The organism is Rhizobium sp. CG4 (assembly GCF_023701965.1).
In the GTDB taxonomy this organism is placed as follows: Bacteria; Pseudomonadota; Alphaproteobacteria; order Rhizobiales; family Rhizobiaceae; genus Agrobacterium.
This window is the reverse complement of record NZ_JABAEG010000001.1, coordinates 1017021-1042438: the sequence shown is the minus strand read 5'-3', so window position 1 is coordinate 1042438 and position 25418 is coordinate 1017021. Positions and strand designations below refer to the sequence as shown.

Annotated in this window: 20 protein-coding genes; 7 read left to right on the top strand and 13 right to left on the bottom strand. The window is 53.4% G+C overall.

The window, feature by feature from the left end; genetic code table 11:
- Positions 1-85: 85 nt before the first annotated feature.
- Positions 86-1363 (top strand): glycerate kinase type-2 family protein, encoded by a 1278-nt coding sequence (locus HGO37_RS04900; protein WP_250982422.1) that lies wholly within the window; start codon positions 86-88, stop codon positions 1361-1363.
- A 26-nt stretch (positions 1364-1389) separates the two neighbouring features.
- Positions 1390-2301 carry an ROK family protein gene (locus tag HGO37_RS04895; RefSeq protein WP_250982421.1) on the top strand — a complete coding sequence of 304 codons (912 nt, stop codon included), beginning with the start codon at positions 1390-1392 and terminating at the stop codon, positions 2299-2301.
- A 12-nt stretch (positions 2302-2313) separates the two neighbouring features.
- Here HGO37_RS04895 and HGO37_RS04890 read toward each other — a convergent pair whose 3' ends face one another.
- From HGO37_RS04890 to HGO37_RS04840, 11 genes are all read right to left on the bottom strand, one after another.
- Complete coding sequence (locus HGO37_RS04890; protein ID WP_250982342.1) at positions 2314-2580, bottom strand: helix-turn-helix domain-containing protein; 267 nt, start codon at positions 2578-2580, stop codon at positions 2314-2316.
- A gap of 65 nt (positions 2581-2645) precedes the next feature.
- Positions 2646-3521: a glycine betaine ABC transporter substrate-binding protein gene (locus HGO37_RS04885; RefSeq protein ID WP_250982341.1), complete on the bottom strand. Its 876-nt coding sequence runs from the start codon at positions 3519-3521 to the stop codon at positions 2646-2648.
- A 58-nt stretch (positions 3522-3579) separates the two neighbouring features.
- Positions 3580-4464 carry an ABC transporter permease gene (locus tag HGO37_RS04880; RefSeq protein WP_502941375.1) on the bottom strand — a complete coding sequence of 295 codons (885 nt, stop codon included), beginning with the start codon at positions 4462-4464 and terminating at the stop codon, positions 3580-3582.
- 124 nt (positions 4465-4588) lie between these two features.
- Positions 4589-5821 carry a glycine betaine/L-proline ABC transporter ATP-binding protein ProV gene (gene proV / locus HGO37_RS04875; RefSeq protein WP_192487940.1) on the bottom strand — a complete coding sequence of 411 codons (1233 nt, stop codon included), beginning with the start codon at positions 5819-5821 and terminating at the stop codon, positions 4589-4591.
- Between the two features lie 449 nt (positions 5822-6270).
- Positions 6271-7884 (bottom strand): GNAT family N-acetyltransferase, encoded by a 1614-nt coding sequence (locus tag HGO37_RS04870; protein WP_250982339.1) that lies wholly within the window; start codon positions 7882-7884, stop codon positions 6271-6273.
- Between the two features lie 146 nt (positions 7885-8030).
- Positions 8031-8462, bottom strand: a complete 432-nt coding sequence (locus tag HGO37_RS04865; protein WP_192487942.1) for a GNAT family N-acetyltransferase — start codon at positions 8460-8462, stop codon at positions 8031-8033.
- Positions 8463-8544: 82 nt separating this feature from the next.
- Positions 8545-9036: a hypothetical protein gene (locus tag HGO37_RS04860; protein WP_250982338.1), complete on the bottom strand. Its 492-nt coding sequence runs from the start codon at positions 9034-9036 to the stop codon at positions 8545-8547.
- 55 nt (positions 9037-9091) lie between these two features.
- Positions 9092-10453, bottom strand: a complete 1362-nt coding sequence (locus HGO37_RS04855) for an HlyD family type I secretion periplasmic adaptor subunit (protein ID WP_192487944.1) — start codon at positions 10451-10453, stop codon at positions 9092-9094.
- Positions 10450-12690, bottom strand: coding sequence for a type I secretion system permease/ATPase (locus tag HGO37_RS04850; protein WP_250982337.1), 2241 nt, complete (start codon positions 12688-12690; stop codon positions 10450-10452). Before HGO37_RS04850 ends, HGO37_RS04855 begins: the two co-directional genes overlap by 4 nt.
- Before the next feature lie 23 nt (positions 12691-12713).
- Positions 12714-14735: a hypothetical protein gene (locus HGO37_RS04845; RefSeq protein ID WP_250982420.1), complete on the bottom strand. Its 2022-nt coding sequence runs from the start codon at positions 14733-14735 to the stop codon at positions 12714-12716.
- Between the two features lie 178 nt (positions 14736-14913).
- Positions 14914-15903, bottom strand: a complete 990-nt coding sequence (locus HGO37_RS04840) for a fibrinogen-binding protein (RefSeq protein ID WP_192487946.1) — start codon at positions 15901-15903, stop codon at positions 14914-14916.
- 773 nt (positions 15904-16676) lie between these two features.
- On the opposite strand from HGO37_RS04840, the gene HGO37_RS26460 reads away from it, so the two are divergent.
- Complete coding sequence (locus tag HGO37_RS26460) at positions 16677-16892, top strand: KTSC domain-containing protein (protein WP_352230542.1); 216 nt, start codon at positions 16677-16679, stop codon at positions 16890-16892.
- On the opposite strand, the gene HGO37_RS04835 is transcribed toward HGO37_RS26460, so the two are convergent.
- Positions 16887-18269 (bottom strand): O-antigen ligase family protein, encoded by a 1383-nt coding sequence (locus HGO37_RS04835; RefSeq protein WP_250982336.1) that lies wholly within the window; start codon positions 18267-18269, stop codon positions 16887-16889. The genes HGO37_RS26460 and HGO37_RS04835 overlap by 6 nt on opposite strands.
- 206 nt (positions 18270-18475) lie before the next feature.
- On the opposite strand from HGO37_RS04835, the gene HGO37_RS04830 reads away from it, so the two are divergent.
- Together HGO37_RS04830 and HGO37_RS04825 are read left to right on the top strand one after the other, a co-directional pair.
- The gene (locus tag HGO37_RS04830) at positions 18476-19033 is read left to right on the top strand and encodes a hypothetical protein (RefSeq protein WP_250982335.1); all 558 of its coding nucleotides are present in this window, start codon (positions 18476-18478) and stop codon (positions 19031-19033) included.
- 46 nt (positions 19034-19079) lie between these two features.
- On the top strand, positions 19080-19862 hold the full coding sequence (locus tag HGO37_RS04825) for a metallophosphoesterase (protein ID WP_250982334.1): 783 nt from the start codon (positions 19080-19082) through the stop codon (positions 19860-19862).
- 22 nt (positions 19863-19884) lie between these two features.
- Here HGO37_RS04825 and HGO37_RS04820 read toward each other — a convergent pair whose 3' ends face one another.
- Entirely contained in the window at positions 19885-20616 is a 732-nt protein-coding gene (locus HGO37_RS04820) for a FadR/GntR family transcriptional regulator (protein ID WP_250982333.1), read from the bottom strand.
- Positions 20617-21004: 388 nt separating this feature from the next.
- Here HGO37_RS04820 and HGO37_RS04815 point away from each other — a divergent pair, with 388 nt between their 5' ends.
- Positions 21005-22816 (top strand): IlvD/Edd family dehydratase, encoded by a 1812-nt coding sequence (locus HGO37_RS04815; protein WP_192487952.1) that lies wholly within the window; start codon positions 21005-21007, stop codon positions 22814-22816.
- A gap of 354 nt (positions 22817-23170) precedes the next feature.
- The gene (locus HGO37_RS04810; RefSeq protein WP_352230547.1) at positions 23171-25369 is read left to right on the top strand and encodes a putative bifunctional diguanylate cyclase/phosphodiesterase; all 2199 of its coding nucleotides are present in this window, start codon (positions 23171-23173) and stop codon (positions 25367-25369) included.
- Positions 25370-25418: the final 49 nt, after the last annotated feature.

Below are 25418 nucleotides of genomic sequence, written 5' to 3'. Positions count from 1 at the left end.
CGATTGTTCCTAAGAATCGCTTCTGCGGCATTCATCACCAATCCTGCCGTACCCGAAATCACGAAGTGGACGGCAAGCTTTGGGACTGGATAATACTTTTGATACAGCCAGGGATCGCGCCTTGCTGGAGGCTCTGTTCAAAGCGGCGGTTGAGGCTGCTGACCCGTTGATCGGCATTAAAAAACATTTGCCGTCACCGCCGAAGAATGGCCGCACGGTGGTGATCGGTGCTGGAAAAGGCGCTGCACAAATGGCCGCTGCTCTTGAAGGCCTGTGGCCTGAACCGTTGAGCGGTGTGGTGGTGACCCGCTACGGATATGGCTGTAAGACGCAATCAATCGAGGTTATTGAGGCCGCCCACCCGGTGCCGGATGAAAATGGGCTTGCTGGGGCCAAGCGGCTTTTCAAGACCATTTCTGGGCTTTCAGAAAATGATCTGGTGATCGCACTGATCTGCGGTGGTGGTTCGGCTTTGTTACCTGCGCCGCCAGAAGGTTTGACGCTTCAGGACGAGATCGCCCTCAATCAGTTGCTACTGGCGTCGGGCGCGCCAATCTCTGCGATGAATATCGTGCGCAAACATCTTTCCACCATCAAGGGTGGTCGTCTTGCTGCAGCGACAAAAGCCCGGGTCGTCAGCCTGATCGTATCGGATATTCCCGGCGACAATCCAGCATTTGTGGCATCGGGCCCAACCATTCCGGATAACACGACGCGGCAGGATGCGCTTGAGATCGTCAGGCAGTATAAATTTGCCCTGCCGGAGGCCGCATTGCGGCATCTGAATTCGCCAGCAGCGGATGCGCCACATCCCGGTGATGTCGTTTTTGCACGCAACAGCCAACACATCATTGCCTCCGCCAGCGTTTCACTGGAGGCCGCCGCAGATGTTGCCCGGTCGCACGGGCTGGAGGCTCATATCCTGTCTGACTCGATTGAGGGCGAAGCGCGTGAGGTGGCGTCGGTGCATGCCGCATTGGCGCGCGAAGTGGCTGTTCGCAACCGGCCGTTTCGCAAACCTGTGGTTCTGCTGTCCGGTGGAGAAACCACCGTCACCTTGCGGCAAAAAGGTGGGCGAGGCGGTCGCAATGGTGAGTTTGCGCTTGCCTTTGCCATTGGCATCAACGGCCATGATATCACCGCACTTGCCGCAGATACCGATGGGATCGATGGTTCTGAAGATAATGCCGGTGCCTTTGTTGATGGTAGAACCGTACAACGGCTGCGGGCTGCCGGACTTGATCCACGGGTCTTGCTGGATGGCAATGACAGCTTCAGCGGCTTTTCTGCTATTGGCGATATATTTCACACCGGTCCAACCGGTACCAATGTCAATGATTTTCGCGCCATTCTGGTCCGCTGACCCCTACGCGCAATGAGAGCATGTCCATGATTCTGTGTTTTGATATTGGCGGCACCACGATCAAGGGTGCCTTGGCGTATTCGGCTGAAGATATTCGCCTTTTGCCGCGCGTCACAACGCCGAAAGATGATTTCACAGCGTTCGTCGGCGTGCTCCGTCAGGCGGTTGAAGACTGCGAAACGAAGCCTGAATGTGTGTCGATTTCGATTGCCGGTGTTGTCGATGAAGACAATGGTTGGGCAACTGTTGCCAATATTCCCTGCATTCACGGTCGTGATCTGAAAGCTGATCTCGAGGTCGAGCTTGGCCTGCCGGTTATCGTTGCCAATGATGCCGACTGTTTTGTGATGGCGGAAGCCGGCATTGGTGCCGGCAAAGGCCACCGGGTGGTTTTTGGTGTTATCCTCGGCACAGGTGTTGGCGGCGGACTGGTGATTGATGGCAAGCTGATCAATGCCAATGGCGGGTTTGCCGGCGAATGGGGGCATGCTCCGGTCGCTGCGACACAAGCGGGCAATCCACCGGCTCATATTCCGCCGTTCCGCTGCGGTTGCGGTCTTCACGGCTGCATCGACGCAACCTGTAGCGCGCGCGGTCTGGAGAAATTGCACGAGCTTCTGCATCAGGAGGAGAAGTCCAGCCAGCAGATCATTGATCTCTGGTGTGCGGGCGATGAAAAAGCCAGCCGTACCATCGATGTCGAGGTCGATCTGCTTGCCTCGCCGCTTGCACTGGTGGTCAACGTTACGGGCGCTAGCATCGTGCCAGTTGGTGGCGGTCTTTCGAATTCGCAGGAATTACTGTCGGCGCTTGATGACGCGGTGCGCAGTCGTATCCTGCGCAAAATTTCCCGACCGCTTGTGGTCAAGGCGCAGTGCGCCATTGAGCCGGGACTGGTGGGTGCTGCGGTGCTTGGGCTCGCGTCACTTGGCGACTGAAAGCACGCGTACTTATTGTAAATAGATATCAGCCGGGCCATCGCCGCGCCCGGTGGTTAGCCAGTTGCGGGTGACGCCAAGAATACTGGCAATGGGATCGAGATAGTTTTCCGGCGGTTCATCGCGGTCATTTTCCCAGTGCGACCAGACCAGTGCGGAAATTCCAAGCTTTGCAGTGACGATTTCGGTTGAAAGCTGTGCTGCATCACGGGCCAGCGAGAGACGGCCACCGATCGTGTCGTCATGGGCGGAGAAGGTCGGGAAAGAATGGATTGTCACAAGATATCACCTGCCGGTCATGACGGTAACAGCCGGGCGATTTGGACCGCCCGGCTGTAAAATTATCAGCCTTTTTCTTCGCCGACCCATGCGGCGATCTGATCGGGATGATCTTCAATGTATTTGGCAACGGCCTCATCGTAGGAGGTTTCCTGAGCGTTGAACATCGCGGCTTCCAGATCGGCAATTGGCAGCTTCATGCGTGACAGGAACTCGGCGACCTTAGGGTTTTCTTCCTTCAGGCCTTTACGCGCCAGAATGTCGACATGTTCTGCTTCGCCAAGCGAGTTTTTAGGATCGGCGATGTAGCGCAGCTTGTATTTGCCAAACATCCAGTGTGGGCTCCACGAGGTGGCGACAAACCATTTTTCAGACCGCATGGCGCGGTCGACAGTGGTCAGCATGCCGGCTTCACTGGAAATCTGCAGCTTGTAGTCGCTCAAGGCGTAGTCTTTCAGTGCCTGTTCGGACAGACGTGTCAAACCTGCGCCAGGATCAATGCCCTGAACGGTGTTGGCCAGCTGTTTTTTCACGTCATCCTTGGCCAGATCTTCGATCGAGGCGATGGCATCTTCCGGAATATAGTCGGGAACGACCCATCCGAGCTTTGCACCTTCGTAAACGGTGCCAAGGGTCTCAACCTTGTCTTTGACCTTGTCGTAATAATCCGCGTGGGTCTGCGGCAGCCACGCCATCATCATGGCGTCAATGTCACCACGGCTGACACCCTGATAGAGCGGTGCAACGTCTGTCTGCACCAGTTCAACCTTGGTGCCCAGCTTATCTGTGATCAGCTTGGCGGCAAGTTTGGTAACAAACTCGGCATCCGACCAAGCTGCCCAGCCGATTTTGACTGGCTTGGCATCCTGCGCGACGGAAAGTGTCGCCGTGCTGCCAAACATCATGGCTGCGAGGCCAAGGGTAGCGATTGTCTTGAACATATGTGCTCCTTTTTTGAAGGTTCGCATGGGGCGGGTTTGAGCCCGCTTATGGGGAAAGTTAGTTGGTGGCAGTGACCAGTTGTGGTTCGCGGGCGTTCTTGTGAAACAGCACACGCCAGAAGGCAGGGCGTTCCTTGCCAAGGCTCTGGGTGATGCGGTCCAGAATGACGGCAAGAATGACGACGGCGATGCCACCTTCAAAACCAGTGCCAACATCAAGGCGTTGAATGCCTGTCAACACGGTGTTACCGATGCCGCCTGCGCCAATCATCGAGGCGATGACCACCATGGAAAGCGACAGCATGATCGTCTGGTTGATGCCGGCCATGATGGATGGCATGGCGTTCGGCAACTGTACCTTGAGCAACAGCTGCGAAGGCGTGCAGCCAAAGGCGAGACCTGCTTCGATAAATTCTGCATGCACCTGGCGAATACCCAGATTGGTCAGGCGAACGACCGGTGGCATGGAGAAAATGACGGTGGCTATAGTGCCCGGCACCGCGCCAAGACCGAAGAACATGGCAGCGGGAATAAGATAAACGAAGGCTGGCATCGTCTGCATGAGGTCCAGCGTTGGACGGGCAACCGCGGCGACCTTGTCATTGCGCGCCATGGCAATGCCCATTGGCAGGCCAAGCAGCATGGCGATGATGGTCGATGCCAACACCAGCGACAGGGTCTCCATCATTGCTGACCACAGTTGTATATGGTTGACGAGATAAAGCGACAGGGCCGTGAAAACCGCAAAACCTGCGCCGACGCGCCAGAGAGCCAGCGCGACAAAAATGGCGATGCCAAGTGGCATGGGAATGGCCAGCAAGCTGTCCTGAATGCCGCTGGTTACGAAGCCGATTGCTGCGGCGATGAAATCCAGTGCAGGGGAAAAGTTATCCAGAATGTAATTGACGGCAATGTCTATACCGTCTCCGATATCGAAATTCATGAGAGGGTCCAATTGTTGCGGCGACGACGAAGAACGGCGTGAGCTGTTCCATCCGCAATCGCCGGGATAAAAGGCGGCATGTCCTTAAAGCGCAGCTTGTCAGGACATGGGGTTGCGATGGTCATCAGTTGGTGCGGTCAAGCGTTTCCAGCAGCGTGGACTTGCTGATCGAACCCAGGTAGCGGTTGCTGTCATCGACGACAGGCACAGGCCATGGGCTGCCTGCAACCTTGCTCATCACATTGGACAAGGGTTCGGATGCGGCAATCGCCTCGGCTTCTGGCAGGAAGGCGTTGCGGTAAGGATCGCTCGCGCCAGCCTTGACCTTTTCCACTACGGAGGTCTGGCTGACCATGCCATGGTAGGTTTTGTCGCGGCCGAGAATGATCGCGTATTCTCGGTCAAAGCTCTTCATGCGCTCCAGCGCTGCGGCTGCTGAAACGCCCTGCCGTTCGATGATGGTGACCTGCGTTTTGCGGGCAATATCGCCAGCCTTGAAGACGTGCGAGACATCGACGTTGCGGAAGAACGAACGCACATAATCATTGGCTGGGTTGAGAACGATTTCGTCAGGTGTGCCGACCTGCACAACATTGCCGTTTTCCATGATGCAGATACGGTCGCCGATGCGCATGGCTTCGTCGAGGTCGTGGCTGACGAACACAATCGTGCGGCTGTGTTCAGACTGAAGCCGGACAAGTTCGTCCTGCATTTCTGTGCGGATCAGCGGGTCGAGTGCCGAAAACGCCTCGTCCATCAATAGAATTGTGGGTTCACTAGCAAGAGCGCGGGCCAGACCGACACGCTGCTTCATACCACCGGAAAGCTGATCGGGACGGCTGTTTTCATAACCGGCAAGACCAACGGCAGCGAGGGCGGCCATGGCTTTTTCGTTGCGCTCTGTTTCACCAACGCCTGCCACTTCAAGACCGAAGGCGGCATTGTTCAGCACTGTGCGATTGGGAAGCAGGGCAAAGGACTGGAATACCATGCTGATGTCGCGTCTGCGCACGTCAATCAGGTCACGCTGCGACATGCCGGTAATATCGCGTCCATCGATTTCGATCGAACCGGATGTTGGTTCGATCAACCGGTTAAGAAGGCGCAGGAGAGTGGATTTTCCAGAGCCCGACAGGCCCATAATGACGAAAATTTCGCCAGAGCGGATGTCGAAACTGGCATCATTGACACCGATCGAACAGCCCGTCGCTTTGTGAATTTCGGATTTTTTCTGCCCCGACCGGAGCATTTTCAAGGCTTTCTCGGGATGGTCACCAAAAACCTTGTAGATGTTTTTCAGACTGATCTTGGTCGAGTGCTGCTGCACAGACGTCTCATTTTCAGTTGTCAAAGCCATACAATATGAGCCGCGCTCAATAGCGCAGGCATTCTCCTTGAGTTGAAGACTGTAACGTCAAAGAATAAATATCCTTATACGTAGTCTTTCTTGCGTTATTATTGGTTGTCCGGTTTCACCCGAACATTATGGATTTTTTATCGTGCAACTTGTTCAATAACGAAGTCACGCACGCGAATTTAGCGGCCATGTTGCACGCAGTAATATTGAGAATTACGGTGCTTCCGCGATGAAGTGTGCTCATCATATAATTCAATTAACTTGAATTGTCTACCAAAAAATCAAATTTGTGGAAATCCATTGCTAAAATTGCCTTATTTTAGGTTGAAAGTAGCTCAAAATTGTCTTCGCGCTTAAGGTTGTTGGAACGATAATCTGCGTGCGCGCTTTTTGTTCCACACCCCCTGGAAAATAACGGCTTTCCAGGGGGCTTTCTGTGCTCGCTTGGATCAGGAATGAAGCAGTTTTGGCGTCGCCGGAACGGGTGGCAATTTCGACAGGCCAATTCCCAGACTTCCCATCAATCGGTCAAAGGCCAACTTGGCTTTTTCAGTGTATTCCCGATGAACAGGATTATCCGAATAATATCCCTTTAGCGTCGAGAATATCTCCAGTGCTTCGACTGTCTTTCCAGACGCGGTCAGTGCAACGCCACGTTTGTAGAGCGCCTCGCGGTTAAATGGCGACAGTTTGGTGACTTTCTGGAAGGTTACCGATGCTTCTTCGTAGTGATGCAGCGCAAGCTGTGTTTCACCCAACCGCATCAGCACAGGAACGGGGCTATCGACCTGCCTGGCGAGAGTGGAAAAGACAACTTCCGCCTGCGGGAGTTTTCCTTTTTCAAACAGCAGATTTGCCAGTCCAAAGCGTGCGCCGTAATGTTGTGGCGCTGCGTCTACCACTTGTTTGAAGGCGACCTCGGCATTGCCCTTCTTGCCCTCTTTGTACAATTGCAGCGCCTTTTCATAGACGAAGCGAATGCTACGAGGATGTAAGGTGCCGCCGAGATTTTCCCCGGTGCGGGAGCGAAACAACGTGCAGCTTATCTGGCGTTCATCCGGCCCGAACATATATTTGTAGGGCTCGTTGCCACGCAGGAAGTCATAATAGCGGAAGCCATTATCGATCGCACGTCGTATGCAATAACCGTGCAGAACAAAACCCGGTGAAGGGGTTTTCCAGTTTTCATCTCGGCCCGTGACATAAAACAGGACGGCCATTTTCTGCCGATCAACAATATTGGCAAGTGCACCCAATGGTTTGCCCTGATACCACAAAACGGGCACATCCAGATTGCCGTCAACAAAACAATCCATCAGCATTTCGCGTGATCCCGCGATCAACCTTTCGGTGCGCTCCTTGCCCTTGAAAGGCGCCCATTTTATGCGCCACAGGTCGAACAGGATTGTAATGTCTCGTTTGATGGTTTGCGGGGTTGCAAAGGTGATTTGCCAGTCCGCGTCGCTTTCCACCTTGCGCAGGAAACGCCGTAATTTCTGTCTTGACTGGCTGCTCATACGACTATCGAGATAGGCGTCAAAAGTGTCCGGCAGCGGTACGCCCGGGCACACGCAATTGTCGATGTCATTCAGGCTCTTGGGCGTGCTGTCCCGGAATATGACGTCCGGCCCTTGCAGTGCCCGTATCATCGCTTCGCGGCGTCCGGGAGGACCGTAGAAATATTCTATTTTCAGGTTGGTCCAGTTCTGCTGGCGAATATAGGAACAGAAGCCCTCAACGGCATGCTGCTCATATTCGGCCATGGTCAGGAACCCGGTATAGTCAGCGGCAAAATTCCCGGCCATGATCATTTCATCATAAAAACGACCGGTCTTTTCATTGAGGATCGTGACAATGCGCAAGGGGAAAAAGGCGACGTAGGGAGAACCTTCGGCCTTTTCGCGCAGGGCCAGAATAAACCAGCGCTTGCGGCGGAAAAGATAGCGTTTCAACCACACCCAAGACAGGAAATGCTGTGCGAAGGGGTCGCTCATGAAAACGCGATCCCAATTCTCACGCACATCGTGAAACGCCTGATCCGTATCGATTACATCGATGCGCATGGTCCCCTCCCGTTACGATTTACCTCTGTCGGGAGTGTTCATTGTATTGGGAATTATTCGGCTTCAAATATTCCCTATGGGTGAAAATCGGCCATCAATAGGGATTAGGCTCACGCCCATGTCACCGAAAAGACGTGGCCAAATGATCAGAATTTTTTCTTGAGGAAGTAACGGCCGATGGCATTTGGTGCGCCTTCCAGTTCACCAAATACGGTGTAGCCCATCTTTTCGTAAAACGGTTTGGCCTGAAACTCGAAAGTATCCAGCCATATGCCGATATAACCACGGTCTCGAGCAATTTTTTCGGCTTCTTCAATCAGGTGTGAGCCGAGTTTCTGGCCACGGAACTGTTCGGGAACGACGAGGTATTTCACAAAAGCCCAACCGTAGCTGTCGGTGCCGTAAAGGCCGCCCAGTACCTCACGAGTGCCAGGGTCACGTACCAGCACGGCAAAGTCCGGCTTATCCTCAATCATACCGCGGTTTGCCCGGTTAAACTGGCGCAGTGGTGCGATGATTGCTGCACAATCCTGCTCGGTCGGATTTTCGGTAACGATGTCGATGATAGGCAGGCTCATGGGGAAATTATCCTTTGAATTTTCCCCGTATAAGAGCGCCTGCTTTTCGCTTGTCAATATGAGTGGGAGGCTTGAGATGGCCTTACAACTCGCCTGACACATGAGGGCTGGCGTGAATGAAGTTCCAGATGGTCTTGCTGAGTTCGACTATCGCGCCGATTGATTTTTCAAGGGAGTCCAACTCCTTCTGGTCCATCTGCTCAACCTTGCCGTAGCGGACTTCCTTGTCATCGTCAAACAGACGCATCAGTTGAGTGCTGGAAATCTCGCCGTTTTCGTCAAACGAATAAATGCAGTGATTGTATTTGTTGCGCATTTTGGATTCTGACTTCAACCGTGCCATCATACCGAGAATGGCCTTCCGCTCGGCCGCAGGCGTTGCGGAAAGCTTGGCAAGTCGCTCGATGAGATCGATGCGGGCGCGCGTTGTATTAAGTGTCAGAAACACCACAATGGCTGCTTCTTTTTCAACGCGAAGCAGATGAGCGATGATGTAGATCAGCAGGCTTTCCGTATTGGTCCAGACGTAATTTAAACGTCCGACACGTAACAGAACATCTGACATGGCTGCCATTGTGGTCCTCCCATCTGGCATGACAGCACGATCATATGCTTCCGTCTGACGATCATCAACGTTCCTTGAAGGCGCGTGACATGCTGTCCGAAATCGGTTTCGTCAGATACTCGAAGAAGGTACGCTCAGATGTCTGGATCAACACATCCGCCGGCATGCCGGGAACAGGATGAAAGCCATTGACGCGGGCAATTTCCTCATCGGGAATGCGGACACGCACAATGTAGACATCCTTGGTCGAAAGACCGCTGCTTTCTTCGATACTGTCGGCAGATACGTAGAACACTTTGCCATGCAGCACGGGTGTGGTTCTGCGATTGAGGGAAGACAAGCGGATCGCCGCTGTCTGACCTTCATGCAACTGGTCAATGGAGGTGCGTAGCACCTGTGCCTCAAGGATCAGCGGAACACCCGCTGGCAGGATTTCCATGATCGGTTTGCCGGTGGTAATAACGCCACCTGCGGTGTGGTAATAGGAACGTATGACTGTGCCGGTCACCGGTGAGCGGATAATGGTACGATCAAGCACTTCGGCCGCTTCGTGCAGCTGTTGGCGAATACTGTCGAGGTCGGATTCGGCCGTTTCCAATGCGTCCAGTGCTGCCTGTTTGTTGGAGTTGATCGCGATGATTGCTTCTTGCCGGAACTTGGCAATCTCTGCCTCGCTCTGGTTCATCTCGCCACTCAGCCGGGCAATATCGCCCATAGCGTCCGCTATGGCCCGTTCCAGCGCAAGCATATCGGTTTTGCGGATGACGCCCTCCTTGGCGAGGCGCACCTTTGAATCCCGTTCCTGCGTCAGCAAAGATAGCTGACGATCAAAAGAGTCTTTTTGACCCTTGTAGCCCTCGTAGCGGAATTCAAGGGATTTGATATTCTTCTCTATAAGGTTCAGTTGTTCTTCAAGCTTGATCTGTTTGCTGTGAAACACAACATTCTGGCTTTGAATGATCGCGTTGATATCCGGGTCGGCGGCTTCTTTCAAAACGATATCCGGCACTTTGAAAGTTTTCTCACCTTGCGCTTCTGCCCGCAGTCTGGTGACGATCGTTTCCAGTCGCAGTTGGCGCAGTTTCAGCATCCGTTCGTTAGAAAGAGCTGCGGTCTTGTCGAGGGTGAGGAGTACATCTCCCTCATGCACCACATCACCTTCACTGACGCCGACATCCTTGATAATGCCGCCTTCCAAGTGTTGGATGATCTTATTGTTGCCGGTGGCAACGAAACTGCCTTGCGCGATGATGGCAGATGCCAGCGGTGCGGTTCCCGCCCAGTAGCCAAACCCGCCAAATGCGGTGAAAAGCACGGCCAGACCAACAACGCTGTGTAAACGTATCGAGCGTGGCACCTCGCTATACCATTCAAGCTGGCCTTGTTCTTTTATATCCTGCTTTTTGCCTTTTTTCCGGAAAGTCATTTGCGTTCTCCCACAATGCGTGGAGCAGGGCCATTTTGTTCGCTTTTGTTGCCGCGCGACAGCGCTTTAAGGACGTCCATCCGCTCGCCGAACATCGCCACGGTGCCGTCTTTCAGGACCATGATCTTGTCGACGCATTGCAGAAGAGCAGGGCGCTGGGTAATCGTGACCGTTGTGATGCCCTGCTTCTTTGCGTGTATAATGGCTTTTGCCAGGGCAGCCTCGCCTTGCGTATCAAGGTTTGAATTCGGCTCATCCAGCACCACGAATTTCGGATCTCCGAAGAAAGCGCGGGCAAGGGCAATACGTTGTTTCTGGCCGCCGGAGAGTGGTGCGCCATCGGCCGCCACGACGGTTTCATATCCTTGCGGGAAACCGGCGATCAATTCGTGCACATCCGCCAGCACCGCAGCCTCAAAAATCTGGCGATCCTCGACATCGTCACGCATGCGGCAGATGTTAGCCTTTATGGTGCCGGGGAAGAGCTGCACGTCCTGTGGCAGATAGCCAATGCTTTCTCCGAACTGCCGCTGGTCCCAATTGCGCAGATCCATGAGGTCGAGGCGCACATTGCCTGAGGTTGGCATGATCGAGCCGACCAGCATCTTGCCAAGGGTTGTTTTGCCGGAACCGGAATTGCCGATGATGGCAAGCGATTCACCCTTTTGCAGAGAAAAGGAAATGCCGTTGAGAATAACCTTCTTCTGTGGTGGTGGCACAAACAGCAGGCGTTCTACATCCAGTCGCCCTTCAGGATTGGGCAAGCGCAGGCGTGGGAAATTAAGCGGTGAATTCAACAGCAGCGCCTTGATGCGTCCGTAGGCCGTGGCCGACTTGTTGAACTGGTGCCAACCTTCGATAGCACCTTCAATTGGTGCCAGCGCGCGGCCGGAAATGATCGACGCAGCAATGACCATGCCGCCTGTCAACTGATCGGTCAGGGACAGATGGGCCCCCCAGCCGAGCAAGGTGATCTGGGTGATCATTCGGCAGGCTTTGGATATGCCGGAAAAGATAATGTTGCGATCCTGTGCTGCAACATGTGACTGCAGCGAACCGGCTGTCTCACGCCCCCACATTTTCACAGCTTCCGGGATCATCGCCAAGGCGTTGATGATCTGCGAATTGCGCGACATAGAGTCGAGATGGAAGTTGGCGCGGCTGAGATAGACATTTGCTTCGGCAAACTGACGGGCTGTGAACTTTTGGTTCAGCCATGCGATCAGAAACAGGACCGCACAACAGACCATGATGATGATGCCCAGATGCGGATGCACCAGATATACGACCACAACAAAAAACGGCATCAATGGCGCGTCGAGAAACGCAATCAGCGTGCCCGAGGTGATAAAGGACCGCAGTTGCTGCAGGTCCTGCAAAATCTGGTAGTCCTTGCCATTACCATGCATCGATGCGCGCGCGGCGGCGCTAAGAATTGGGGCGCCCAGACGTACCTCAAGTTCAACCGCCGTGCGCATCAGGATGAAGCGGCGAATGGAATCGAGGAACGCCTGCAACAGAACCGCGCCAAGGACTGCGACGGACAGCATGATCAGCGTATCCATTGAGCGGCTGGTCAAAACGCGGTCGGAAATTTGAAAAAGATAAAGAGGAATGGCAAGCAGCAGTACATTTATGGCGATTGTGAACAACATCACGATGATCATGTTGCGCCGGATTGCCGCAATTCCCTTCGCCAGGCTGACCGCAAAATTCACCGGTTCGCTGCGTTTGTGGAAGCCGGTATTGTCGCCGCCGCCACCACCGCCGCCACCGCCACGAAATTCCGGGTCCTTGCCATTGCCGCCACCGCCGGTCGCCACGCGGCGTTCATTGTCACGTACAGGGCCGACATTGCTATCGATTGTTTTGGTGAAGGCTGGAACCTCTGGTGCTGATTTCAACTGTGGTTCTGGCTCGCTTGTTTCACGGTCGATGGGCCGTTGCGGAGGAACCTGTTCTTCAGGGGCTATACGTGCAGTTTCCTGCGGTATGGGTTGAGGCGTTGGTGCGACTGGCACTTCTGGAGCGGAAATTGTTGTTGTTGGCCGGGTCGGTTCGACCGGTGGTGGAGCGGTAAGTTCCACCTTTTCATTGCTTCTTACCTCTTCAACGGGTTGGGACAGTGTGCGAAATTTTTCAACGGCATCATTGATGGCCGAAATGCATGCCTCGGTTACCTCGTCTTCGGTTTTTGCCTTTCCGTCGGCAGTTAGATTACGCGAAAACTGGTTCATCTGCTTCTCCTTCGGAATGCTATTTACGCGACGACGGATTGCATGACGTCGACTGGATGTGCCGACGACCAGGACAGGTCGTGACCGGCGTTAATAACGCCGTCGGTATCGTCCACCGCAGGGTTGTCATCATGGAGAAATGCTATGACCTCGTTTGCGAGGCCGCTTCCAACGGGCGTTGGCTGAGAGGTATCATGTTCGATGATGCCGCCTTGAATGAGGATCGCATCTGAATAGAGGTTACCTGCCAGGTAGGTTGTGGAACCGAAACTGTCGTAGTCAACAATCTGGGCGATGTTGACGATGGCATTGCTTCCGGTGTCGACAGTCACGGTCGCATCGTGATTGCTCTCAAGAACCTTGGATATGGCCTGGGTCACATCGTCGGAATCTCCTAGAATGCTAACCTGTTTGATGATGTTGACGTCGAAGAGGTTGCCCGTGATGTAAAGGACATTCAGTCCCGCGTAGCCCGCAAAGGTCGGGTCGGTCGCAAAGCCATCAGGAAGGTTTCGATCGCGCTCATTGATGGCATCAACCGCTTTGCCAATGTGGTCCGGCATTGCCTCGAAACGATCGTTGCTGCCAATATTGTGGATAGATGCCTGGTTCCAGATGAGGTTGTTGCCGGATTGGGCAACGGCACCATTGGTGCCGCCCAAATCGGCCGTGGCGCGCACCCAGTCATTATCGTAGAGTACGGCGATCTGACTGATGATGCTCATGTCAAGCACATTGCCGCCAACGATGATGAGATCGAACTGCGTACTCATGCCTAGGAACGAAAACAGGTTGATGGCGGCATTACCGCCTGTCAGCACACTGACCTCGGAGCCGGTGGTCGTGATGGTCATCGTGTCGTTGTCGGAAATGAACTGATATTGTTCCAGCCAGTTCACAAAGCAGACATCGCCATCAACAACGCTGACGCGCCAGGCGGTTGGGAATACCAAGTCTCCATGCTCATCAACGGCAGAAGGGTTCGTCGAGTATTCGTACGCGCCTCTTTCGAATGTCGCGATATTGTATGCCGCAGTTGCAGAATGGTTTTCTGAAGTTGTGAGTGCGCTGTCTATTTCGTCGCGGTCGCTATAAACAAAGGCTTGGGTTATCGCATCGATCTGATGGTAATCGCCCATCACAGCCATGACTGGAGCCATGACGCCGGTATTGGTTAGAGTTGTAATATTGGCGACGATATTGGCGCCCGCTGCAACATCCACACTATTGGGATGTGCTGCGTCGCTTTCCAGTGAAACTTCACTTTTTTCTGGTTCTTCAGCAGGTTTGGCGATTCCGCGCTCCGGCATGAAATCATTGACATCGGGTGCCTCTGCGGACAGCGCGCCATTGATGTAGACACCATTAATTTGATGGGCAGCCAAAACGAAATCGACTTCTGCACCGGTATTTAGGGAGGTAATGTCATTTTCGCGGGCATTGTCGACGTAGTCATGGACATCCTTGGCAATGTCTTGGAGTTTTGCGTATTCATCCGTGCGGGTGAAGCCCGAGAACGGAATATAACCCTCGGCCTTGTCGTAAAACTCCATCATGCGTGCCGTGACAAAGGTCGTGTCGCGTGGAATGTTCACACCGTCAGTCATGTTCAGATAGTCATCGTCCTGAAGCAGATTGACCTGCGCGGTGTGCGCGATGGTGGAGCCAGGGCCGCCGTGGATTACGAGTTCCTGTTCTTGCGAAAACGGCCCGACCCCCGGATGGTGGATGCGCGGTGCGCTCAACCCGAGAGCATGACCGGCGTGCAGTCGGTCGAGAGCGTCGTTGAAATCTCCGGCTGGTCTGTAGCCGAGGTAATTCCAGTCATAATAGGGAGCGTGGTAATTGACGCCGGGTGCATAGTCCTGCAAGGCAAGCCGGGAATCGAAATCCCGATCCTGTGTTTCCTCTGTCTGCAGGGCAGGATCTTTGTCCGGGGTGCTTCTGCCGTCGAGAAATTTCTGGCGCATGCGTGCTTCTTCTGTTTCGGTCTCGAACAGCCCGATGAAGTGCGCGATCATTTCCGAAATTTTGTCGTCATACACATACATGGTGAACCCCTCCTTTTAGAGCGGCATCACGAACAGAAATCGCAGGCTGGTCACTTCAGGGGAGACTGGGAGCGTGCGATTTCTGCTGCCACCGGATGCCCTTTGCCGGTTTTCACAACCGCCAAACTGCACCGGCGGGTGCCGGTGCAGCCTTTTCATTGTCGAGGGAGCATCAGTGACTTGAGGTATCTTCGCCCACATCGGTGATGTGAGAGTTGCCACCGATGATGCTGACATCAACGGCATTGCTGAGCATGTTGGCACCCTGTACCAGTTCCATGTGGAAGCCGGAATTTGCCAGGATCGCAGATGCATCGGCTGTGCTCGTGCCTGCGACGTCGTCGCCTGCCTTGAGGTCCCAACCCTTGCCGTCCATATCCACACCTTCAGCACCGTAGGCTGTGCCTGCATCGGCCTTGAGGTGGTTTTCAGCGCCGCCGTTGTTCATCTTGACGTCATAAGCGACGTCTTGATCAGCAAGGTGGTTGGCCTGCACAAGGCTGAAGCCTGTGTTATGGCTGCCACCGTTGAGGGAGCTGTTCAGTACATTGTCGACATCCAGTGTGAACGAGAAGTCGTCACCGAGGTTGAATGTGAGGTCGCCACCGGCAATACCCAGATTGCCAAAGTCCTTCACATCATCAAGAACGGCAAAGTCGGTGTCCGACTTGTAGAAGCTTTCGGAAGAATTGAAGCTTCCTGAGGTGTTGGTTGTGTCGTCATCTGATATGTTCTTGATGTCCGTGTCGGTATCGGTAACGGTGGTTGTCTTGATGTTGGTGTCGTTGTCCGACATGCTGACTGTTTTGCTGTCATAGCTCCAGTCATAGTCAACTTTGGTGTCTGTGTCGGTGATGGTCGTCGTCTTGGTGTTGGTGTCATTGTCCGACAGGCTTACAGTTTTGCTGTCATAGCTCCAGTCGTATTCATTGTCGCGGTTGTCGCCATTGCCAACGGCAACGTCGACTTTCGCATCAATGTCCGTGTTGGTGCTGTTGTCGCTATTGTCGTTGTTGCGGTTGTTACCATTGGCTGCGCCGACATTGCTGTCTTCTACGCTGGTGTCATTGGTCGCTGTGTTGGCAAAGCCGTCTGAAAGCGCGCCGATTTTCGTGATGTCGTCGTCGCTGCCGCTTGGCGATTTGTGATCGTAAGCACCCATTTCATTTCCTCCAAAAGAAATTGGAGCAGCTTTCGACATCCCTTTCATCTAACCGGGATTTTTCGTCTGTGCATGCTCCGTAGCGGTTACAGTTGGGCAGATGTGATCAATACAATTCATCTGCGGTTCATCCCGACCTGTTGATCAGGCCTTATTGTCCGGTTGCGCCGGGTTTTTGGGATTGCACGTTACAAAATACAAAGGCGTACAAATCCGTTCTGGCAGCTGTTGCCGGCTGCAAGTCATGCGTTCATATGATTGTCGTTTAAGAAGGAAGTGCTGCTTACGTGCCAAACACAAATGCATTTCTGCGACGCTTCCGTGCTGCCCTGTGGCAACGGTCAAACTGTGTCCGATAAGGGAATGTTTTGATAGATACCAATTCGGGTTACGTCGCCGCGGGCTATTGCGGGAGCAATATTTTCCGACTTATCTATTTGTAATAAAAAGATTTTTTAGTTTTTGGCTTGTTCTGCGAATGGATGTGCGGAACTTTTCGGGCGCGAAATGATTACTACCCTTCGTACTTTGGCCGCATTGATAGTTATACCAACACAGACAACACGTATGGATATTTTTATTTTGTAAATAAGGTTCAGGCTTATTTTAAACGTCCGTCAAACTGATGGCTTAAACTTATCACGTAACAATTCGAGCAAGGCCATTCTGGCTGTATACCGCACAATTGACCGAAGAGATTTGGTGAGTTGACATTCTGTTGTGCGCCGCACAAGATTAACGAAAAGTTACACCGTCGCGAATGGAAACAGGCAATGGCTGAGCACATAACGGACAGTTCGACTTTGAAATCGAAACTTATTGCATCTGCGTCATATGACGAGGATAAACGCATGCTGTCCGTGACATTTCACGATGGTCGCCAAAGGACAATCGCTGTTCCTCGTGCCATGTATGAGAACCTTATTACGGCACAATCTCCCGGCTGGTATTACACCCGCCACATCAGCCCGCTCCGCAAATTGTTATGAGGAACGGCTCTGTCTTTTCCGTCTCCCGGCGGAGGGGCGCAGGCTTATGGTGACGAGCGGCGCGAGCAGCGCTGCGAAACTTATTGCCATGCCCGGTATCTGCACGGAAAAATCGATTGCCGAGTGAATGGCGACCAGAACGATAGCCGCAAGGCCGAGCTTGGGTGCGAAACCGTAGTTCTTTCTCTTGAAAATGCCTCGTATGAAAATGGTTGCGAAGGTGACGACAAAAATCGCAACCAGAATGGCAAACACGATGCCGAACGTCAGCAGGCCTTCCATGTAAACATTATGGGCACGGGTCCATACACGGGATATGCCGCAGGCGGCTTCATGATATCCGGCATAGACGGATTGGAAGCTAGACAGGCCGCTGCCCCAAGGCAAATGATCTGCAACCGCGGATTTGATAAACGGCATGACGCAGAAACGGCCGTCTTCACCGCCAGCGGCTTCGATGCGCAGAGATGCACGTCCGGCAAAGGCCGAGAACATGATCATCACCATGAACATTGCAGCGCCCGTGAGGGCAAAGGGGCGAATGCGTGTCCACAGCGTTGGTCGGGCGAAACTCGTGGCGGATGATTTTTTCGAACCAAACACCAGCATAACGGCAAGCATCATCAGGGAAATGAATGTTGCAGCGGTTGCGCCACGCGAGCGGGTCAGCATCAATGCAACGAAGGTTGCAAACAGCAACAGAGTATAAAAGCCGGTATGCAGAAGTTGTTTTTTCTGGTTGTCGGTCAGGCCTGTGCCATAGGTGATGCGTCCCCAGATATGGCGAATTTCCAAGGGCTCAAGTGTGCGCCATGCCAGCGTAAACAATGCTAGCAGCAACAGGCCGAGGAACGTTCCTGCGGTGTTTCTGTTAATGAAGAAGCTGGTGAGGCTGTCGAGATAAAATTTCTTCTGCCCAAAGCCGAGAGTGCCGGGCAGAAGCAGAAACTGCAGGATGGACCATATGGAAATGATCCCGCCACCGATGCCGATGATCTTGAGTGCGGACAGTGCGCGCTCATCCGTATCATACAGCATCAGGCCAAGCATGAAGATGCCTGCACACAGCGCGATTTTCAGAAAACCGCCCATGTCGTCCGCCGGGGTCAAGGATATCACTGGCACGGTATCAGGGTTGAGTTTGACCACTTCCTGCCAGGCGGGGTGCGACAGCATATGGCCGGGCAGCGGGCTGGTCTGGAACGTGATAAAACCCAAAATAGCTATCAAAACAATGGCCGTTCCGATTATAACTGAACGGGAATATTTCGGCAGACCTGTTGTTGCCAGCATCATCGGCAGCAGTGCAAAAATGCCAAGACAGAGGATTGGAACAGTTTTTGTACCCGAGCCACCGTAATCAACGACCGACAGCAAGATAATCAACCAGTAAATTACTGAACAAATGCTCCGTGCTTTACTTATGACGAGGCTCACTGGCAGGGAAAGCGTACTCAAGACAGCACCTCATGCACGGCAAATGCATTTTCTGAAATTTTTTAAGGTCATAACGTGGGTGTTATAGAATTGACGCCCATAAACTATTGAACAGTTCTATGAAACAATAATTTTCGGTATGATTAATGCAAGAAGTCACAAGACTTGTTTTCCGTCTGTTTTGCGCTGTTGGTTTTTTCATGCTGGCTATGATGGTGGTTGCACAAATTATCGCGCCACCAGAAAGTGATGCATCATCACATTTGCTTGAAAAGGGGCTGTATTCACCGGATCAGCGGGCCGTTTGGACGACGGAACCTATAAAAGTACAGCGCCGCGAGCCGGATATTCCCCTGATCGATGAATTTCCCTACAAGTTCCGTGCACAATTCAACATGAAAATCCACGACAGTGCGTCCTTCTCGACGGACGAAGGTATTTTCCTTCTGGAAAATGTCGTCGGAATACCCTCACGCAAGATTTGCATTGATAAGAGCGGCCAAAGAAATGCATGTGGCGCAAAGGCATCGGTTGTTTTGCGGAATATTCTGGCCAGAAAGTTTGTGGAATGTCGTAGAACTTCCATCGCACTCAGGACATGGCTCGTCGATTGCCGTATAAATGGACGCAGCGTTTCTGATATGTTGTTGGAAAAGAATGCTGTAACGCCTTTGGAGCGGGCCGCGGCTGGTAGCCCAAAATGAATTGGAATGCTGTGCAGGAAAGTTTTTCGATAGAATGATACCGTCATTGCAAAGACTGTTCGGGAACAAGGCTGCACCACAGGCAGCGACCGAGCACAGAAGGCAGAGAATCGATCTTGGTCCGCAAATCCCGCATTATCCTATCTACGCCATCGGGGATGTTCACGGTCGTATAGATCTGCTGCAGCATGCCGAAAGCCTTGTGGCAGGCGATCTGATTGCAAACGGACAGGCAGGTCTCGTCATTCTTTTGGGTGACTACATCGATCGTGGCAAAAACTCCGCGGATGTGATGAACTATCTCTGTGCACCGTCTTCTTACGGCCTGCAGCGCTATATCGTCTGTGGCAATCATGATGATGCGTTTCTGCAATTTCTGGATGACCCGGCACGCCATATGAACTGGCTGGACTTTGGCGGCCGCCAGACATTGCTGTCCTACGGCATCGATGCCGATTACATGCTGACGCGTGGCAAAAAGGGCATTGATGATCTGAAGCGGGCGCTGGCTGACACCATTCCTTCACAGCACGTGGAGCTGCTGAAAAATATGGTCGGTTATGTCCGAATTGGGTCTTACGTGTTTGTCCATGCCGGCTTGCGGCCGGGCGTGGCACTGGAGGAGCAGGATGACCGCGATCTGTTGTGGATCCGCGAACCGTTTCTGTCACGCGGGCCGGAACTGCCGTTTCTGGTGGTGCACGGTCATACGGTTTATGAGCGGCCGGAAACAGGCCCAAACCGCATCGGAATTGATACCGGTGCTGTTAACAGCAACCGTTTGACTGTTCTCAAACTTGAGGATGGTAAAGGCTTCATTCTGTCCTGAAGCCAGTTTTCAAAATTGCTGTCTATTTTGTCAGGTGAACGGCAATACGGTCTTTCCCGGCTTCAATGACATGGCGCATCGCAACCGTTGCCTTTTCTGGATCACGCAGGGCAATGGCGTGGGCAATACGCAAATGGTTGGTTGCGATTTCCTCGATGGTTTCTGGCGAAGCGGCTGGTGACGACAGCTTGAAGGAGATTGCCAGCGCTGCTTCGATCAGACCGCTTGCCGAACGCATGAATGGATTGCCGGACATGCGGGCAATTGCGAGATGGAAATCAAGGTCCACCTTGGCGATGGTTTCCGGTGTGTGGCTAAGGTCATCAAACCGGGCAGCAATTGCATAAAGCGCTGCAATATCGTCGCTTGATGCCTGAGTGGCGGCAGCCGCTGCGGCTGCCGGTTCCAGCGTCATGCGGATTGTTGCCAGATGTTCTACAAATTCCTGGTCTAGCCCAGCGTCGCAGCGCCAGCCAAGAACATCAGCGTCAAAAAAGTTCCAGCTTTCACTGCCCAGAACGCGGGTGCCAACTTTCGCCTTGGGTTCGACCAGCCGTTTTGCGGCCAATGTCTTCATTGCTTCCCGGAGAACTGTGCGCGAAACACCAAACCTCAGCGACAGATCGGCATCTCCCGGCAGGATCGATCCCTCGGCAATGCTGCCCGAGACTATTCCGCTGCCTAGTTCCGCAACAACATGTGCGTGGCTACTGCGTCTTTTACGTCCTGTGATCGTCGTTTCAAGCAGCCCCACGAAATCTCCTTGGCGTTGGCCCATTTCTGCATTTCGTTAAAACTGTACGTCAAAATTCAGCCATTTGCGAGAAATAGCTTGGTCGTCTCCTGACACAACAGGGCGATGAAGATTCAGCATATAGTATGATTATTGTACTCATGTTTGCTTTGCAATGGAAAACATATGTGTCTTTGTGGTAAATTAGCGTATTAAAAATAATGATGTTTAGCTCTTTTATACGAGAGTGCCGTGTTTGGTGCCAACGACTCTTGACAAGCGTTCCCCTCGATAAATAGTAATACAAATAACGGAAGCGTGGACCGTAGTGGCATAGCTGCGTGCGGATACCTTCCCAGACAGAGCATTGACGCGGCTGTCGTCTTATTTTTGTTTTGAGGCAATCACCATGGGAAATTCCGATAATCTTCCGTCCACTTCCGGAAAACTGCGTTCTCGCGCCTGGTTCGATAACCCGGCCAACGCGGATATGACGGCGCTTTATCTCGAGCGTTACATGAATTTCGGCTTGAGCCAGGCGGAATTGCAGTCAGACCGTCCGATTATTGGTATTGCCCAGACCGGTTCTGATCTTTCGCCTTGCAACCGTCACCACCTTGAGCTGGCCAATCGCCTGCGCGAAGGTATCCGTGAAGCTGGCGGTATCGCCATCGAATTTCCGGTTCACCCGATCCAGGAAACCGGCAAGCGCCCGACCGCTGGTCTCGACCGTAACCTTGCTTACCTCGGCCTCGTTGAAGTGCTGTATGGTTACCCGCTTGACGGCGTTGTTCTGACCATCGGTTGTGACAAGACCACGCCTGCCTGTCTTATGGCGGCGGCCACCGTCAACATTCCGGCAATTGCACTGTCCGTCGGCCCGATGCTGAACGGCTGGTTCCGCGGTGAGCGTACCGGTTCTGGTACCATCGTCTGGAAGGCACGCGAACTTCTCGCCAAGGGCGAAATCGACTATCAGGGCTTCGTGAAGCTGGTTGCTTCCTCTGCACCTTCAACCGGTTACTGCAACACCATGGGTACGGCCACGACCATGAACTCGCTGGCTGAAGCACTCGGCATGCAGCTGCCAGGTTCTGCCGCTATTCCGGCTCCTTACCGTGACCGTCAGGAAGTTTCCTATCTCACCGGTCTGCGTATTGTTGAAATGGTCAAGGAAGACCTGAAGCCTTCCGATATCATGACCAAGGATGCTTTCATCAACGCAATCCGCGTCAATTCGGCAATCGGTGGTTCTACCAACGCACCGATCCACCTCAACGGTCTTGCACGTCACGTCGGTGTTGAACTGACGGTTGATGACTGGCAGACCTACGGTGAAGACGTTCCGCTGCTGGTGAACCTGCAGCCAGCCGGTGAATATCTCGGCGAAGATTATTACCATGCCGGTGGCGTCCCAGCCGTGGTCAACCAGCTCATGACGCAGGGTCTGATCAAGGAAGACGCCATGACGGTCAATGGCAAGACCATTGGCGACAACTGTCGCGGTGCGATCATTGAAGACGAAAAGGTTATCCGTCCTTACGAACAGCCTTTGAAAGAACGTGCCGGTTTCCGCGTACTGCGTGGCAACCTGTTCTCGTCTGCCATCATGAAGACCAGCGTTATCTCGGAAGAGTTCCGCAACCGTTACCTGTCCAACCCGAACGATCCGGAAGCCTTCGAAGGCCGTGCGGTCGTGTTCGATGGTCCGGAAGATTACCACCACCGGATCGACGATCCGTCGCTGGCTATCGATGCCAACACCATCCTGTTCATGCGTGGGGCAGGCCCGATCGGTTATCCGGGCGCAGCTGAAGTTGTGAACATGCGTGCACCTGACTACCTGCTGAAGCAGGGCGTCAACTCGCTGCCTTGCATTGGTGACGGCCGTCAGTCTGGTACATCTGGCAGCCCATCGATCCTCAATGCTTCGCCGGAAGCCGCTGCTGGCGGTGGTCTTGCGATCCTGAGAACCGGTGACCGCGTTCGCGTTGACGTGGGTCGCGGCAAGGCTGACATTCTCATCTCCGGTGAAGAATTGGCTGCACGTTACGAAGCTCTGGAGAAGGATGGCGGTTACGAATACCCGGCTCACCAGACCCCATGGCAGGAAATCCAGCGTGCCATTGTTGGTCAGATGGAAAGCGGTGCCGTACTCGAGCCTGCGGTGAAATATCAGCGCATTGCCCAGACCAAGGGTCTGCCGCGTGACAACCACTAAAATACAAGCTGTTCTCCGCAAATTTTTGTGGAGAACACTCCCGCTCTGAATATGTGAGCGACAGTATATTTGCTGCATCATCGTGAAAGCCGTCCTTAAGGGGCGGCTTTTATGCATTTTTGATAAGATTCTTACTTATGCGTCGTAATCATTCTATTTCATTAATTGGTTCTCAATACCCCCCGTTGATGATGGTTTTCCATGGGGTGAGGCCTGTGAGAAAAATACAAACCGGACACAGTGCCTTCGTATGACTGGGAATTACTTTGTCACATGGTTCAGAAAATTATCCGTTCGATTGAAACGGGGGTGCCACAACAGGCAGGCGCTCATATCCGCCAGCCGACACTTTTCATGCGTGTGAACGCGTGGAGGCGTTCGCTTGTCGGTAAGATCACCCTTGTTTTTCTGGGCGGAGTAATTTTTGCCTATGGCGCCGGAGCTTTTGTCGGCTGGTCGATGTTTGTGACTGCCGCCAGTGAACAATGGCGTAACCAGGCGCGGATCAATACCCAAATCGCCAGTGCTACCTTGCGCAGCATCTACACCTACATTGCTGTCAGTGTGGATGATGGCGGGCAGGTCGATCGCATTGTTACCGATCAGCCGATCGGCGATGACGAATCCGTCCTGGTGACCGGTTTCAGTCCCATTGATGTGCTGACGCTGGTCAGTGCGCAAACCAAAAAGACCACGTGGCTTTACCGTTATGATGCCGAGCAGGCTGCATTTGTTAGCGTTGCTGTTGCCTATGATGGTGGTTCCGGTTCAGACGTATTGGCACCGATCCATGATCCGATTTTTCGGGATTATGGTGGCAAAGGTGAGTTTGCGACCGGCTTTGCGCAAATCGACGGCGTCAAACATTATATTGGGCTGCTGCCGATCCTGAAAAACCAGGGTGGCGAGGTTATCGGTGCGGTGGCGACCAGTATCGGCACGGCTTCGGAGCTTTATAATGTCCAGCAACGGTTGCTCCGGAACTCCCTGTTGGTTCTGCTAGGGGTTTTTAGCGTCACAGGCATCATCGTCAGCTTTGTTGCCAAGCGGTTTCTCAAACCCGTTCCGGCGCTTATTCAGGCGACGTTGCGTATCGCCAACGAAGAAACCGATGTGGAAACACCGTTTCGCAACCGCAAGGACGAAATCGGTGCGATGGCCACAGCCATTGAAAGCCTGCGTGAGGCGGTGGTCGAAAGAGGCCGGTTGCGACAGGTGCGCGATATGGCGCTGCAAATGGAGCATATGGCTCACCATGACGGGCTGACTGGTTTGCCCAACCGTGCCTTGCTAATGAAAACCATGAATGCCTGCCTGGAAGAGACCGCCCAGACCGGCAAGATGTTCAATGTCATGTTGCTTGATCTCGACCGCTTCAAGACGGTCAATGACACGCTTGGCCATGCGTCAGGCGATGCGCTTCTAGTGTCCACCGCATCGCGTGTTCGTTCCGTACTTGGTCCTGATGACATCGCGGCACGTCTCGGTGGTGACGAGTTTGCGATTGTGCAGAGGGTGAATCGCAATCCATTGCGCGAGGGCCAGAAGCTGGCTTCGCGCATTCTGGAATCCATCTCCACCAGTTTCATGCTGGATGACCATGAAGTGATGGTTGGCACCAGTATCGGCATTGCCTGTGCGCCTGCGCATGGCGTGTCTGCGGGCCAGTTGCTGCAAAATGCCGATCTTGGTTTGTACCGTGCAAAGGCAATGGGGCGCGGCATTTCCGTGTTCTATGAAGAAGGCATGGACATGGCCGTTCAAGACCAGCACGCGCTGGAAATGGACATGAAATTTGCCTTGCAGAATAATGAATTCGAGCTGCATTACCAGCCGATCATCAATCTGCATGATGGCAGGATTGCCGCTTATGAAGCGCTTGTGCGCTGGCGTCACCGCAAACAGGGGATGATCCCGCCCGACAAGTTCATTCCACTGGCAGAAGAAACCGGCTTTATCATTCAGCTCGGCGAATGGATTCTGCAGCAAGCCTGCACCGATGCGATGAGCTGGCCTGATAACATCAGGCTGGCTGTCAACCTTTCTGCCGTCCAGTTGCGACAGAGCGATATCGTCGGAACGGTTGAGCAGACCTTGAAGGAAACCGGATTGTCACCTGAGCGCCTTGAGCTTGAGGTAACGGAAACCGTAATGCTGACCGGTGCGACCAGCATTGCGGCCCTGGCCAAACTCAAGGAAAGTGGCGTTCGTATCGTTCTCGATGACTTTGGAACGGGTTACGCCTCGTTTGGGGCGCTGAGAAACGTGCCCTTCACCAAATTGAAGATCGACCGCGAATTCGTGGCTGGCTTGCCGGACGATGCGACCAGTAACGCCATTATCAGCGCCATCACCACACTGGCGCGGCAGGTGGATATGGAAATAACGGCTGAAGGTGTTGAAGGGCCGGGGCAGGTTGCAGTGCTGAAGGTTGCAGGTTGCACGGAAGCGCAGGGTTATTACTTCGCGCGGCCGATGCCTGCGTCGCAACTGTGCCATGACCTGTCTACAGAGAATGAAGATTTTTTGAGGAAAGCAACGGCTCACGGTTGAGCGAAACAATACCTTTTCAGATGTTTAGGTAAATCAGCAGGAGACTTGG